The organism is Saliniramus sp. (assembly GCF_035311605.1).
In the GTDB taxonomy this organism is placed as follows: domain Bacteria; phylum Pseudomonadota; class Alphaproteobacteria; order Rhizobiales; family Beijerinckiaceae; genus Saliniramus.
In genome coordinates this window covers 1-14,181 of the sequence record NZ_DATGCW010000115.1, presented here as the reverse complement: position 1 = coordinate 14,181, position 14,181 = coordinate 1, and the positions used below count along the sequence as shown (strand labels likewise).

Annotated in this window: 16 protein-coding genes and 1 riboswitch; of the genes, 8 read left to right on the top strand and 8 right to left on the bottom strand. The window is 64.2% G+C overall.

Going from position 1 to position 14,181, the window contains the following annotated elements; all coding sequences use genetic code 11:
- The first annotated feature begins 3 nt into the window (after positions 1-3).
- A complete protein-coding gene (locus VKP01_RS05580) occupies positions 4-1,173 on the top strand; it encodes an ATP-binding response regulator (RefSeq protein ID WP_324411068.1) in 1,170 nt (389 codons plus the stop codon).
- Positions 1,154-1,618 (top strand): Hpt domain-containing protein, encoded by a 465-nt coding sequence (locus tag VKP01_RS05575; protein WP_324411066.1) that lies wholly within the window; start codon positions 1,154-1,156, stop codon positions 1,616-1,618. Before VKP01_RS05580 ends, VKP01_RS05575 begins: the two co-directional genes overlap by 20 nt.
- On the opposite strand, the gene VKP01_RS05570 is transcribed toward VKP01_RS05575, so the two are convergent.
- Positions 1,606-2,406, bottom strand: coding sequence for an EAL domain-containing protein (locus tag VKP01_RS05570; RefSeq protein WP_324411064.1), 801 nt, complete (start codon positions 2,404-2,406; stop codon positions 1,606-1,608). The two genes, VKP01_RS05575 and VKP01_RS05570, sit on opposite strands and share 13 nt — an antisense overlap.
- Positions 2,407-2,872: 466 nt before the next feature.
- Positions 2,873-2,974: riboswitch (TPP riboswitch) on the top strand.
- 228 nt (positions 2,975-3,202) lie between these two features.
- Between VKP01_RS05570 and VKP01_RS05565 the strand changes: the two genes are divergently transcribed.
- The 3 genes from VKP01_RS05565 to VKP01_RS05555 are packed head-to-tail and all read left to right on the top strand — an operon-like array spanning position 3,203 to position 5,744.
- Positions 3,203-4,171, top strand: coding sequence for an ABC transporter substrate-binding protein (locus VKP01_RS05565; protein ID WP_414706527.1), 969 nt, complete (start codon positions 3,203-3,205; stop codon positions 4,169-4,171).
- 2 nt (positions 4,172-4,173) lie between these two features.
- Complete coding sequence (locus VKP01_RS05560; protein WP_324411128.1) at positions 4,174-4,971, top strand: ABC transporter ATP-binding protein; 798 nt, start codon at positions 4,174-4,176, stop codon at positions 4,969-4,971.
- On the top strand, positions 4,971-5,744 hold the full coding sequence (locus VKP01_RS05555) for an ABC transporter permease (protein WP_324411126.1): 774 nt from the start codon (positions 4,971-4,973) through the stop codon (positions 5,742-5,744). The genes VKP01_RS05560 and VKP01_RS05555 overlap by 1 nt, the downstream gene beginning before the upstream one ends.
- 173 nt (positions 5,745-5,917) lie before the next feature.
- Here the strand turns inward: VKP01_RS05555 and VKP01_RS05550 are convergent, their stop codons facing one another.
- Complete coding sequence (locus VKP01_RS05550; protein WP_324411062.1) at positions 5,918-6,172, bottom strand: GlsB/YeaQ/YmgE family stress response membrane protein; 255 nt, start codon at positions 6,170-6,172, stop codon at positions 5,918-5,920.
- 151 nt (positions 6,173-6,323) lie between these two features.
- Here VKP01_RS05550 and VKP01_RS05545 point away from each other — a divergent pair, with 151 nt between their 5' ends.
- Entirely contained in the window at positions 6,324-6,794 is a 471-nt protein-coding gene (locus VKP01_RS05545; protein ID WP_324411060.1) for a hypothetical protein, read from the top strand.
- 21 nt (positions 6,795-6,815) lie between these two features.
- Here the strand turns inward: VKP01_RS05545 and VKP01_RS05540 are convergent, their stop codons facing one another.
- Positions 6,816-8,309 (bottom strand): phospholipase D-like domain-containing protein, encoded by a 1,494-nt coding sequence (locus VKP01_RS05540; protein ID WP_324411058.1) that lies wholly within the window; start codon positions 8,307-8,309, stop codon positions 6,816-6,818.
- Between the two features lie 302 nt (positions 8,310-8,611).
- Here VKP01_RS05540 and VKP01_RS05535 point away from each other — a divergent pair, with 302 nt between their 5' ends.
- Positions 8,612-9,682, top strand: coding sequence for a hypothetical protein (locus tag VKP01_RS05535; protein WP_324411056.1), 1,071 nt, complete (start codon positions 8,612-8,614; stop codon positions 9,680-9,682).
- A 12-nt stretch (positions 9,683-9,694) separates the two neighbouring features.
- On the opposite strand, the gene phhA is transcribed toward VKP01_RS05535, so the two are convergent.
- Both phhA and kynA read right to left on the bottom strand, forming a co-directional pair.
- Positions 9,695-10,561: a phenylalanine 4-monooxygenase gene (phhA, locus tag VKP01_RS05530; protein WP_324411055.1), complete on the bottom strand. Its 867-nt coding sequence runs from the start codon at positions 10,559-10,561 to the stop codon at positions 9,695-9,697.
- Positions 10,562-10,682: 121 nt separating this feature from the next.
- Complete coding sequence (gene kynA / locus VKP01_RS05525) at positions 10,683-11,501, bottom strand: tryptophan 2,3-dioxygenase (RefSeq protein WP_324411053.1); 819 nt, start codon at positions 11,499-11,501, stop codon at positions 10,683-10,685.
- 124 nt (positions 11,502-11,625) lie between these two features.
- Between kynA and VKP01_RS05520 the strand changes: the two genes are divergently transcribed.
- Entirely contained in the window at positions 11,626-12,804 is a 1,179-nt protein-coding gene (locus tag VKP01_RS05520) for an aminotransferase class V-fold PLP-dependent enzyme (protein ID WP_324411051.1), read from the top strand.
- Between the two features lie 5 nt (positions 12,805-12,809).
- Here VKP01_RS05520 and VKP01_RS05515 read toward each other — a convergent pair whose 3' ends face one another.
- The 3 genes from VKP01_RS05515 to VKP01_RS05505 all read right to left on the bottom strand — a co-directional run.
- Positions 12,810-13,148: a DUF1491 family protein gene (locus VKP01_RS05515; protein WP_324411049.1), complete on the bottom strand. Its 339-nt coding sequence runs from the start codon at positions 13,146-13,148 to the stop codon at positions 12,810-12,812.
- Between the two features lie 43 nt (positions 13,149-13,191).
- Complete coding sequence (locus VKP01_RS05510) at positions 13,192-13,908, bottom strand: peptidoglycan-binding domain-containing protein (protein ID WP_324411047.1); 717 nt, start codon at positions 13,906-13,908, stop codon at positions 13,192-13,194.
- Between the two features lie 28 nt (positions 13,909-13,936).
- The coding region (locus VKP01_RS05505; protein WP_324411045.1) for a hypothetical protein at positions 13,937-14,181 on the bottom strand (245 nt) is incomplete at its 5' end.

Genomic DNA, 14,181 nt, shown 5'->3' with positions numbered 1-14,181 from the left:
AAGGTGCGCGAACGCACCGCCGATTACCAGCGCGCCGCTGCCGAGGCCGATGCGGCCAATGCGGCGAAATCCTCGTTCCTCGCCACCATGAGCCATGAAATCCGCACGTCGATGAACGGGGTGCTGGTCATGGCCGAACTCCTCGCCGAAGGGCGCCTTGCGGATGCGGAACGGCACAAGGCTCAGATGATCGTGCGATCAGGGCGCAATCTGCTTGCCATCATCAACGACATCCTGGATTTCCCGAAAATTGAGGCCGGCAAGCTCGACATCGTGCCCGGGCCGCATGATCCCGGCGAGACGATCGCAGCGGTGCATGCGCTCCATGGCGATGCGGCGCGCGGGAAGGGGCTGGCATTCACCTGCGAGAACGCGCTCGAACCGGGACGTGGAGTCATGGCGGATCCGGTGCGGTTGGGACAGGTCGTCTCCAACCTCGTCTCGAACGCCATCAAGTTCACGGGCGAAGGCACGGTCGGGATCCGCGTCGCGCCGCTGCCGGATGATGCGCAACGGGTCTGCTTCACGGTGCGCGACAGCGGGATCGGCATCCTGCCTGACAAGCAGGATGCGATCTTCGAAGTCTTCACCCGGGCCGACCAGACGACCCATCGCAGCTATGGCGGGACCGGGCTCGGCCTCTCCATTGCGCGGCACCTCGTCGAGGGGATGGGCGGCGTGATGGAACTGGAGAGCGTAGAGGGGGAGGGCACGTGTTTTCGGTTCACCCTGCCCGGCTGCGCGATTTTGACATCCGGGCAGGAAACTGCAGTGGCGCAGATCGCGCAGCCGGATCTCTCGGCTGCCCGGGTGCTCGTGGCCGATGACAGCGAGACCAATCTGGCGGTGGGGCGCGCAGCATTCGGGCGCTTCGGTCTAGCCCCCGATTGTTTGCGGGACGGGCATGAAGCCGTGGCCGCGCTGGACGGGGCTGGGTACGATCTGGTGCTGATGGATGGCTGGATGCCCGGCCTCGACGGCTATGCGGCGACCCGCGAAATCCGCGCCCGCGAGGCGCGGCAGGCGCGCGCCGGTTTCGATCGTGGCGCTCACCGCGCATGTGGTCGGTGCGCAGGCGCAGGCCTGGCGCGAGGCGGGTATGGATGCGGCATTGTCGAAACCCTTCACGCTTTCGCAATTGCAGGAGATCCTGATGCGCCATCTGCCGGCTGAGCGTCGGCAGGCGGGCCACGCCGCGTCAGAATCGGCTGAACGGACGGATGTGCCGCAAACCGGATCTCCGCAGGCCGCAGCTGACCCGGCGGACGGGCCGATCGATCCGGCGGTTCTGGAAGATCTGATCGATGCTGCCGGCGGGTCAAAGGTGATTGCCGAGCGGGTGGTGGGGCTGTTTGCCAGCGAATCGCAAAGGCGGCTGGCGGAACTGCGTGAAGCGGTCGAAGCACGCAATGCCGAGCGCCTGGCCGCAGCATCCCATGCGCTGCGCTCGATCAGCCTGAATGTCGGTGCGGCGGAACTCGCGCGCGTGCTCTCGGACTGCGAAAACGGCGCAAGGGAAGGCGGGGCGGTCATCACGGCGGGCGAGGCCGAAGCGATCGCGGAGGAGATCGTGGATGTCAATGCCGCACTCGGGGCATTCTTGCGTCAGGGGCGCTGATCGGCGGCGTTCGCACTGGCCGGCATGATCGCCATGCCGCGCGAATCGGCAATCAGTGCGGTGATGTCTTCGGCGCTGACCGGGTGTGAGAACAGAAACCCCTGGAGAAAGTGGCAGCCGGATGCGCGCAGGATATTGTGTTGTTCCTGCGTCTCTACCCCCTCCGCCGTCACGCGCATGCCCAGTGATCGCGATAGCGCCACGATGGATTGGACGATCGCCGCCGAACGCATCAGATGAATGTCCTTGATGAAGGATTTGTCGATCTTCACCTTGTCCATCGTGAGGTTCATCAGATAGGTCAGACTTGAATAGCCGGTGCCGAAATCGTCGAGTGCAATCCTGATGCCCGCCTTGCGCAAAATCGCGATATTCGCCGCAGCGTGTTCGAAATCGCGAATATAGGCGTTTTCGACCAGTTCGAGCTCCACGTGATCACGGGCGAGTCCTGAGGCGTCGATCCGGGCGATCGCCTCTTCGGCGAAGCCGGTCTGTGCGAAATGCGGGGCGCAGATGTTCACGCTGACGCTGAGGCCGGGCCAGGCCCGGGCGTCGCGACAGGCGCGTTCCAGAACCCACCAGTCCAGTGCCCGCAATTCGCCTGGCTTGTGCAGCAGATCCAGAACTTCCCGGGGGCCGAGCCATCCTTCATGCGGATGCTTGCGGCGCAGCAGGGCTTCGACCGAAATCACCCGGTTGTCGAGACGCGCGACCTGCGGTTGATAGAACAGTTCCAACTCGGTCGTCGACACCGGTCCGATGCGTTTTCCGGGCGCTTTGTCGCCCATGGCGGCTCCTGTTGCCGTCGCCCGGCGAACAGGGCGAAGAGGGCGATCAGGCAGATCATGGCTCGTGATCCGTACTTGCTGATCCATCGGTTCTGCCTCGGGCTGGTCCATGTTCAGGTGATCCGCATGGCCCGTCTCGGAGCCATTGTGCGGCGGGGGGCGGATGATTGCCGGCTCCGCCCCCCTTTGTCCGTGACAGGGCGGACGAACCATACGTGTTTCCGCGGGGGCCGCCATGCGACGACAGGGCCTGCCCCGGAAACACCGAAAGAATAGGCGCCGAAGTGTTTTCTGATTATTTATGCAAATTAATAGAACCGCTTGTTTTTCGGTGTAATTGCCGGAAGACTGTGCATTCTCGATTGTGTGGCGCGGGCGGTCCGGGATGTGTCGGCCTCGCTGCGAAATCTCGCTGCGCGTTCTTCATGCGCGCTCTTGCGGTTCGCATTTGGTCCCGTTAACGTCACACCTGCCGTTGGGGTGCCCGGGAGGGCTGAGAGGCGTGATGCGCCAACCCATCGAACCTGATCCGGGCAATGCCGGCGTAGGGAACGGGCTCTTCGACGATCATTCGTCATCTGACCTGTCTCTTCGTGCGCATGGCCGGCGCGAGGAGTGCAGATGGTTTGTGCCAGATACAGATCGATCATCCGCACGGTGACGGGCGCAAGGCCCGGGGCCGGCGCGTCGCCATCCGTGCGCATCACGGAGGCGCTCACGCCGCTGCCACCGATGCAGCTTGCTTCCGGATCAGCCTGCAGATTCCCGACAGATGGATGATATCATTATGCATGCCTTGAAGAAGAAAACTCTCCCCGCTCTCGCCGGCGCGCTCGCCGCATCCCTGATGCTGTCGGTCGCCACGATCACGCCCGCCGCTGCGCAGGATCGGATCGAGGTGATCCTCGACTGGTTCGTCAATCCCGATCACGGCCCGATCATCCTTGCCGAGGAACTCGGCTATTTCGCGGAAGCCGGGCTCGAGGTCGATGTGGTGGCACCGGCCGATCCGACCGATCCGCCGCGCATGGTAGCGGCGGGGCGCGCCGATATCGCTATATCGTATCAACCGCAGCTGCATCTCAACTTGCATCAGGGCATGCCGCTGGTGCGCGTGGGCACCCTCGTCTCGACGCCCCTGACCTGCCTCGTCGTCCTTGCTGACGGCCCGATCCGGGAGATGACCGATCTCGCCGGCGGCAAGGTCGGTTTCGCCGTGGCCGGAATTCAGGAGGTGATGCTTGAAGCCATGCTCGCCCATCACGGCATGAGCGGCGAGGATGTCGAGCAGATCAATATCGGCTGGTCGATCTCGCCGGCGCTGATGAGCGGCCAGGTCGACGGGGTGATCGGGGCGTTTCGCAATTTCGAGCTCAACCAGCTCGAGATCGAGGGCACGGCCGGGCGCTGCTTCAACCCAGAGGAAGAAGGCATTCCCGCCTATGACGAGCTGATCTACGTGGCCAATCCGGAAACCATGGACAAGGACGTGATCGCCCGCTTCCTCACGGCGACGGAGCGCGCCACGCATTACATTCTCAACAATCCGGAAGATGCCTGGGAGATCTTCGCGGCGACGTCCGACGAACTGCGCACAGAGCTGAATATCCGTGCCTGGGGCGATACCTATCCGCGTTTCGCCAGCCGCCCCGCAGCCTTTGATTACGGGCGCTATGCCGATTTCGAGGCGTTCCTGCACGAGTCCGGGATGATCCCCGAGATCCACCCGGTCGAGCGCCTCGCCATCGATGTGACGCGTCCGTGACGATGCCCGGCGCATCAGCGCAGACGAAGACGGGGGCGGGCGCTGCGTCCGCTCCCGGCATCACGCTCACGGGTGAAGGCCATTCCGGCGAGGCGCTGCTCTTCGCGCCGCTGACGCTGACCCTGCCTGCCGGGCGCTGGACGGGTCTGCTCGGGGCGTCCGGCGTGGGGAAATCGACGCTGCTGCGGGTGATTGCGGGGCTGGAGACGGGTGTGCGCTTCGTCGGAGAGGTGCGCGTGAGCGACGGGCTGCCGCTCTCAGGGCGGGTGGCGCTGATGGCGCAGAGCGATCTGCTGGTGCCGTGGCGCGACATTCTCGGCAATGTCACCATCGGCGCGACCCTGCGCGGCGCACGGGCCGACCGTGATCGCGCCATGGCGCTCCTGGAGCGCGTCGGCCTCGCCGATCACGCGCACAAGCGCCCGCATATGCTCTCGGGCGGTCAGCGCCAGCGCGCCGCTCTCGCGCGCACCCTGATGGAGGATCGTCCGGTGATCCTGCTTGACGAGCCATTTTCAGCACTGGATGCGCGCATGCGCGCGCAGATGCAGGAGCTCGCCGGAGCCTTGCTCACCGGGCGCACGGTGCTGCTCGTCACGCATGAGCCGGCGGAGGCCGCGCGGCTGTCGCATGCCGCCTGGCTGATGCATGCGCGCGGGCTCGAGGCGCTGGACTTGCCGCAGACGCCGCCGGTGCGCGATCTCGAGGATCCGGCCTTTCTGAGCGCACAGGCAGCTTTGTTCAGGCGTTTGCGGGCCCGCGATCCGGGTGTCCCGGAACGCGCCGGGGAGGGGGCGTGATGGGGCCCCTTACGTTGCGCCGCAGCGCTCCGTTCCTGCGCGGGCTCGCCGTCTTGGCCTTCGCGCTTGCCCTGTGGCAGGGCATCGTCTGGGGCACGGGCGTGCCGCATTTCATCCTGCCCGGTCCCGAGCGGGTCTGGCGGGCACTGGTCAGCTCTCGCACAATCATTCTCGACAATGCCTGGATCACCTTCGCGCAGATCCTGATCGGCCTCGTGCTTGGCGCCACGCTTGGTGTCGTGACGGCGCTGCAGCTTGCCATGTCGCCGCTGGCGCGCCTGGTGATGCGTCCGATCCTCGTCTTCGCACAGGCAATTCCGATCTTTGCGCTCGCGCCGATCCTGACGCTCTGGCTCGGCTACGGCATGGGTTCGAAGATCGTGATGGTGATCCTGATCATCTATTTCCCCGTCGCCTCCTCCTTCTTCGACGGGCTGACGCGTACGCCGCGCGGCTGGCTCGATCTGGCGCAGGTGATGGGGGCTTCGCCCAACCGTGCGATCTTCCTGCTGCGCGCGCCGCAGGCGCTGCCGTCGCTCGCCTCGGGCCTGCGGCTGGCGGCGGTCTATGCGCCGTTCGGGGCGGTGATCGGGGAATGGGTGGGGGCCTCCAAGGGGCTCGGCTATCTGATGCTGCTCGCCAATGGCCGGGCGCAGACGGATCTGATGTTCGCCGCTCTGTTCGTCCTCGCGGCCTTTACCGTGCTGCTCTATCTCGGCATTGACCGTGCTGGCGCCGCGCTGACGGCCCGGTTCACCGAGCCGAGCGGGTAGGGGCGCCTGCAGGATGAAGGGGCGCTTGCCGTGTCAGGCGAGGCAGCCACGTCGCGTGCTTCATCATGCGCGCGCTTTATTCGGCTGCGCCTTCAATCCTGATATGCCCCCTTACCCCCTCCTCTCCACCATCGAGAGGGCGTTCCGGCGAGCGCTTCATGCGGGGTTGTGCCTCACATTCGTTTCACCAGCCGCACCAGCACCAGCAGGATGACGGCGCCGAGGGTGGCGTGGATCAGGGCGGCGAGGAAGCCGCCGCCGACAGTGAAGCCGAGTTGCGGCAGGATCATGCCGGCGGCGAAAGCGCCGAGAATGCCGAGCACCATGTTTCCGAGAATGCCGAAGCCGGAGCCACGCACCAGCGCGCCGGCGATCCAGCCGGCAAGCGCGCCGATGATGAGGAAAATGACGAGGCTTTCGATTCCCATGGCGGGGCTCCTTCTTTTCACTGAACCCGTTGTAGCAAAAGCGACGCGCCGGCACAGCCCCGCTACCCGGCCCGCAGCCGATTTCGTGTTGACAGGTGCATGATCAGCATATCTTGTATTAAAAATTGTTTTTTTGGAAAAGAGGCGCCCCATGGTCATGCAGCTGAGTGACGATCAGCGATTCCAGGTGATGATGGAGGAGTGGCGGCAATGCGAGAGTGGTATTCGGGGGCTGGATGCGATCACGTTCAAGATCAGGGCGTGGGTCGTTACCCTCGTGGCCGGATCGATAATTGCTGCAACAAGGCCTGATTTTGATGTTAGTATCTGGATAATTTTTGGTTTTATTTTAACTTTCTACTTCATCGACACAATGGTAAACAGTTATAAGGATGTTTTTATTATAACTATGCAAGAAATTTCTGAAATTATGGGCAGGACTTCGTTGTCAGAGAACCATTCTAATATAGATTGCTACCAAAAACCATTATACCCAGAAAAATTCAAAAATAAAGATTACTATAAATATTTACGGACTAATTTTTTAAGATTTGATAATTGGTGCTTTTATTTGTTTATTTTGATTACAGTATTGTTTTATTTTAAATTTGCTGAAATATAGTGTTTCATAATTTCAACCGTTTCACAAATATGGTGATGCCAGCCAGACCAGACGGTTGCGCACGCGTTGCCAGGCGGGGCGGGCGGCGAGGCTCAGGAGCGTTTCGGGCACCGCATCGCCGATCCGTGCCTGCAACCGCGCCTCGATCCAGCCGGCAAGCGCGGGATCATGAACCTCGACATCGAGCTCGAAATTCAGCCGCAGGCTGCGTGGATCGATATTGGAGGAACCGAGATAGCTCCAGATACCGTCGATGGTGAAGAGCTTGGAGTGATCGAACGGCCCGCGCGCGCGCCAGACGCGGCATCCATGGCGCAGGATCTGGTCGAGCTGGGCCGTCATGGCGTAATCGACGAGCCTGAGATTGTTGGCCAGCGGGATCACGATATCGACGGCGACGCCGCGCCGTGCGGCGACGCCGAAAGCGGCGACGAGCTGCTGATCGGGCAGGAAATAGGGCGTGGCCAGCATCACCCGTTCGCGCGCTTCGCCGAGTGCACCGATGAGCATGGCATGGGTCGATTCGAGGGTTTCGTCCGGGCCTGACGGTATGGCGCGCGCCGGCGCGGCATGGGCAACGCGGTCCCGACGGGGTGAGCGGTGACGGTCATGCTCGGCGCGGTCATGCTCGGCGCGGTCATGCTCGGCACGGTCATGCACGAACCAGTCATCGCCCTTGAGCGTCTCGCCGGTGGTGAATTCCCAATCCTCGGCGAAGATCGTCATCAATTCGCCGATCAGCGGCCCTGTGACCTCGAAATGCGTGTCATGCGCCACGTTGCTCCCGGCTGCCTCGGTAAGAAAATGGGCGCGTATGTTCATGCCGCCGGTAAAGCCCGTCTCGCCATCGACAATCATGATCTTGCGGTGGCTGCGCAGATTGGCATAGGCGAGCCGCAGACCTGACAGGCTGCTCATGAACAGGGCGGTATCGACACCCTTCGATGCCAGGACACGGGTGACCGGCGGACGCGAATAGCGCGAGCCGACCCCGTCGATCAGCACCTTCACCTGCACGCCCCGCGCCCGCGCCTGCGCCAGCGCCTCGACAAAGGCGAGGCCGGCTGCGTCATGGTCGAAGATGTAGCTTGCGAGCGCGATGGAACGCCTTGCACCCCGGATTCCCTCCAGCATGGCGGGGTAGGCTTCGTCTCCACCCGATAGCGGGGTGATGCGGTTGCCCGGTTTCAGCCGGAAAGGCGAGACGCTGTCGCCAAGCCGACCCAAAGCCGGAACAGTGATCGACCCGGACAGGGCCGCCTCTTCATGGGCGTCGCGCGGACGGTTGCGGCGCCGGCGCCGGCGCTGCACACTCTCGCGTCGCACCCGGTTTATTCCGGCCACGAGATAGAAGAACGCACCCAGAAAAGGCGAGAACAGCACCACCGCGACCCACCCGAGGGCTGAGCGGACGTCGTCCTTGGTCATGGCCGCATGCAGGGCCGCCACGAGCCCGATGATCAGGCCCGCCGCGAAGGTCAGATGCGGCCAGTAAAGATCCAGAAGCCATTCCATATCCCAAGCGTAGACGGGTTTTTGCAGATGAGCACAACCCCAATGCACGCCCGCAGCCGATTCCTGCACAGGAATGCATGCCAACGGTCGCGGATAGAAGTGCAGCGGGCTTGCGAGGATAGCGGAAGACGGGATGTAGTAACGTTATCTTTGATTGTGTATATTATCTTAAATTGCATCAAAATACAACTTATAATTAAAGCTGTTTAATCGAATTTTAACGGTGATCATTCAGAAATGATTCACATTTACGTTGCGTCGTTATCAGGCGGCGCATGTTGAGATCGAGCGAGGATTGCGCCATGCCGACAGTGGGAACCGCTGCCCGCCAGAACGGAACCGGCATTGCCGGCAAACCCGCTGCCGTGGTGCGCGGAGGCGACATCGGGTCGCGCCTCGGGCCGGCCCGGGTTTCCATGGCGCAGCCCGCCCCGGCAGGGCAGCGTACGCCCCGTGATGCGGAATTCGAGCGCTGGCGCAACGCGCCGGCAGCCTGGCTGGCCGAGCGTCTCGCCGAAGCAGCGATGCGCGATGCGCAGGCGAGCCGGCGCGTCGATTCCGGCCATCAGGCGGAAACGACCCCGGCCCGGGCGGCGGCTCCAGGCGTCGCTAACAAGGCTCCCTCGCAGCAGGCCGCTTGTCCGACCGCTTCTTTGCAGCGCGCGTCACAGCCCGCTCCGCAGTCTTTTGCCCAATCTCCTGCGCAAAAGCGAAATCCGCTGGAGGGCGCGGAGGCCATCGCGCGGCGGTTGCGGCAGAACGAGGAGCGGCTGGTTGCGACCGAGGCGGCGGTCAACCGCCATGCCGAGGCGCTAACCGATGCCGAAAGGCGGGCGAACGAGGCCGAAAGCCGGCTCGCGGAAACGCACTCCCTCGTTGGTGAGGCGCGGCGCTATGCCAATGAGGCGCAAACGCGTCTCGCCGAGATGCAAAACCGCCTCGATGAGGCCTGTCGCAGGGCGCAAAAGGCCGAGCAGCGTGCCGAGGCGGCAGAGGCCACGCGCGCCGATATCGAGGAGCGCGCCGCGCGCGCGTTCGCGATCATGAAGGAGCGCATTGCCTCCGCCGAGGCCGAAGCCGATGCGGCACAGGAAGCACTCACCCGCCATCGCGCGGAATCACGTGAGCATCTCACAAGTCTCGAAGAGACGCTGGCTGCGCGCGAAGACGCGCTCAAACGCAAGGATGCGGAAACGCAAGCGCGCATCAACGAGGCCCAGCGCGACGCCCAGGCGCGCATCTTCGCCGTCCAGGCCCGCCTCGACATCGCCGAGATCCGCCTCGCCAAGGCGCGTGAGGCCCTCGAAGCCGAAAGCCTCACGCCTGTCTCACAGCCGGACGAGATGCTTCCCCTGGTTCAGGCCCCTCACTGACGCGGGCCCCGTTCAGGCCGCATCGCGTTTGGCGGCGTGATAGCCGCCGTCGCCACGATGCAGGATCACGTCGCTCTCCAGCAGATCAGCCGGCGAGAGATCGCGCTCTCGATCAAGCTCTCGCCACAGCGGAATCAGCTGTTCGAGATCGAGCGCCGGCCAGGCATCCGGGCTGTCGAGCACGAAATAGGTCTCCTGGAAATCATCGATGCGATAGTTCGTGCCCATGACACGACCGAGATCGAAGCCGACGCGGTTGGGGGATTCGCTTTCCAGCGAGAATACCGTCTCCGATGGCGACGAGGCGATGCCGGCGCCGACGATGCGCAGGCCCTGCTCCGTGCGGGCAAGGCCGAATTCCACCGTATACCAGTAGAGGCGCGCCAGCCGGTGCAGGGTGCCGTGGCGCGCCGCGGCGAGCCCGGCATTGCCGTACGCCTCCAGATAATCGGCATAGACCTGCTGCATGATCAGCGGCACATGGCCGAAGACGTCATGGAAGATGTCCGGCTCCTCGATATAGTCGATCTGCTCGGGCTTGCGGATCCAGTAGCCGGCGGGGAACTTGCGCTCGGCCAGCAGGGTGAAGAAGGTGATATCCGGCACCAGCCCCGGCACCGCGACGACCTCCCAGCCGGTGGCCTCGCGCAGGCGTGCATTCATCACGCGAAAATCCGGGATGCCCTCATCGGAAATCCCCAGCGCGTCGAGCCCTTCGGGAAAACTGTCGCAGATGCGCCCCCGCAGAACGTCTCGCTGCCGCCGTGCCAGGGTCGCCCAGGTGGCGTGATCCTCCGGCGTGTAATCCGCAAAGCCCTGATCGCGCAGGTAATGGCGCGGATGGTCCTTGTCGTTTTCGCTGAGCATGGCGGAAGACATGGGCGTTCTCCTCTCGTGATCATCTGTTTGATGAGAGAATAAGCCAGATCGGACGTCATTATCGGACGATTATGCGCGCCTACGACGCCATATTGGTCACTTCATGACCTGTTCGAGCCCGTTACAGCTTTGTCCGCAGCCCCCACAATTCCGGGAAGAAGGCGTGGTCGAGGATGCTTTTGAGATAACCCACCCCCGAGGAGCCGCCGGTGCCCATGCGCATGCCGATGATGCGTTCCACCACCGTCACATGGCGGAAGCGCCATTGCCGCATCAGATCCTCCAGATCGACGAGTTCCTCGGCGAGTTCGTAGAGATCGAAATACGTCTGCGATTCGCGATAGACCTTCTCCCAGATCGCGGCGGTCTCGGCATTGTAGACATGCGGCTCGCGCACATCGCGGTTCAGCACCGGTTCGGGGATCGCGAGCCCGCGCCGGGCCATCAGCCGCATCGCCTCGTCATAGATCGAGGGCGCGTCATAGGCGGCCTTGAGCGGATTGTGGCGCGCGGGTTTATGGGCATGCGGGCGCAGCATCAGCTCCTTCTTGGCGCCGAGCTTGAACTCGATCATGCGGTACTGGAACGACTGGAAGCCGGAGGAATGGCCGAGCTTGTCGCGGAAGGCGAGGTAATCGGCGGGCGTCATCGTGGCAAGCACGTCCCAGGCGCGCACCAACTGCTCCTGGATGCGCCCGCAGCGCGCCAGCGCCTTGAAGGCGGGGCGCAGATCGTCGTCGCGGATGCGGGCCATCGCGAAATCGAGTTCGTGCAGGAAGAGCTTCATCCACAATTCCTGCACCTGGTGGATGGCGATGAAGAGCGGCTCGTCATGCTGGTCCGAGAGCGGATTCTGCGCCGAGAGCAGGGTGTCGAGATCGAGATAATCGCCATAGGACATGGCCTTGGAAAAATCGGTATGGACGCCGTCGCTGCTCATCCACCATGCTCCTTCGCGGGTCTGACGATCGCCGCTGTTGTCACGAGATATTTAAAACTTAAAATATCATGCGGAAGCCGCGAGCGGAACGTGCGCGCGGCGAAAATCGACGAGGCCTGCCGCGATGCTCGACCTACGCGCTCATTTCTCCCGTTTCCTCGCCGCCGAACCGGGGCGCATCCATCTAGCCGCGCATTCGCATCATTTCTGGCCGGATGTAACCCGCGAGGCACAAATCGAGGCCTGGGACGACGCGGCGCGGCTCGCCGACGGCAAATGGGGGCACGTGATGGGGCACGTGTGGCGTGAGGCACAGACGCATGTGGCGCGCACGTTGGCTCTGCCCGATCCGGCGAGCGTGGTCTTCGGGCAGAACACCTTCGAATTCTGGCTGCGGCTGTTTTCCTGCTTTCCCGCGCAGAAACGGCTGAAGATTCTCGCCAGCGACGGCGAGTTTCACTCCTTCACGCGCCTGGCACGCCGGCTGGAGGAGGACGGCCTCGTCGAAGTGGAGCATGTGCCGGCGGAGCCCTTTGCGGATTTTGCGCAGCGATTCGCTGCGCGCGCGGCGGTGGGCGGGCACGACATCGTGCTGTTCAGCCAAGTGCTGTTCAATTCCGGCTTCGCATTGTCGGCTGGGGAGATGGCGCAGATCGTGGCTTGTGTGCCTTCGCCCGAGAGCTTCGTCGTGATCGACGGCTATCATGGCTATCTCGCCGTGCCGACGGATCTCTCAGGCTTGGCCGAGCGCGTATTCTACATGAGCGGCGGTTACAAATACGTGATGAGCGGCGAGGGCGCGGCCTTCATGCATTGCCCGCCGGGCTATGGCCTGCGTCCGCGCGCCACCGGCTGGTACGCGGCCTTCGCCGCCCTCGAGGCCAGCCAGGACGGCATTGTCGGCTATGCCGGGGACGGCTATCGCTTCATGGGCGCGACATTCGACCCGACCGCGCTCTATCGCTTCAACGCGGTGATGCGCTGGCTCGAGGGGCTGGGCATTGATGTCGCGGCGATCCATGCGCATGCGCATGCGCTGCAGCGCGCCTTCGTGGCGGGGCTGGAGGCACGCGGGGCTGCTCTTCGCGAGAGCGATCTGCTCCTGCCGCTCTCACAAGCGCAGCGCGGTAATTTCCTAACCTTCCGGCGCGCAGACGCGCAGGAACTGCACGCGCTTCTCGCGGCGGGGAAGGTGGTCACTGATGTACGCGGCGACCGGCTGCGCGTAGGCTTCGGCCCGTATCACGCCGAGGAGGATGCAGTGAAGGCGGGCGAAGCGGTGGCGGCGCTGCTGCGCGATTGAGCCGTTCAGCCGATTGTATCAATGAAGGCGCGACCGGCGCGGTCCTCGATCTCGATGAGCCAGAGATCGGGATCGAAGCGGATTTCGCGCCCCATCTTCGCCTCGACATCCGGGCTCGGCGCCGCCTCCAGAAGCCGGGTGAAGAGGCGTTCACCGCCGCTTTCTGAATCGACGAGGCTCTGTGGCGCCGGGCCGTAGAGATCGGCGGTGCCGTCGAGGCGGTCGACCTTGACGAAGATCGCGCCGGCCTCCGCCGCACCACGGCGGCGCAGCACGCCGACCACGTCCTCGACGCCGCAGCGCCGGATCAGGGCGGAGGCGAAAAAATCGGAGCGCAGGCGCAAACGGTTTCCTCTCGCGACATGGCACCCGCGCCTTGGACGCGGATCACTCGATGGCGGTACCCGCTTCGCGGGCCAGAGATTGCGCGGTTGCCGGGACGAGTTGCCCGGTCACGGTCAGCCCTTGATCACGCTCGAATCGTTCGATCGCGCCACGGGTCATCGGGCCGTAGAGCCCGTCCGCCGTCAAGGGGCCGTAGCCGAGCGCATCGAGAGCGCGCTGTGCGCTCGCGATGATGGCGTCCGGGCCGGTCGGGCCGGTTGAGCCGGTGCGGGTGGGGCCGTCGCCATCGGCCAGAAGGCTCGCGATCGTGCCGCCCGTCTGCGGCGCGGATCCATCCGAAGCGACCGGGGCACGCCGTGCCGGGGGAACGGGTGCGGCGAGCAGGTCGTCTATGGAACGCGGCCCGCTCGTCTGCCGGGCCGGCGGAGCGGCGGCGGCGGGTGACTGCGGTGCCGGCGCGGATTGCGCTGGGGCGCGGTTCGCTGCATCGACCGGGGCCTGCAGGCGGGGGGGCACGACGGGTGGTGCGGTGGGTGGTGCAACTTGTCCGGTGACGCGCTCGGGCGATGCAGTACCACTGAACAGCGGTGCGGGATGGGGTACGCTCTGCAGGGTAAGCGCATTGACGCTGACCGCCGTCAGCGCAGCCGTGAATATCAGGGCACCAAGCATGGCGCCCGGATGCCGCAGCGCTACCGCCGCGAGCCGACCGGCCCATTGCGACGCATTGTTCGTGCGCCGGCGCCCCGTATTGCGCATACCCCGTCCCGATCGAACCGCCATCCCGTCACGCACTGCGCTTGTACTCCCTGTCCCTGTTGCGCGCGCCGTTTGTCTCCGACGCTTCCCCGCTGTTTTCGCTGTCCTTGTTGCGTGCCGCATCCGGTCTCTCGCGCTGGCGCGCCGCAATGTGGATCGGGATCGGCGCCCGTGCTTCTTCGCGCGCCTCCTCACCGCAATCAAGGGGAAGCTCAACGCTGACCAGCGTGCCGGCATCCTCACCGCTCTCGATGGCGAGGCTGCCGTGATGCA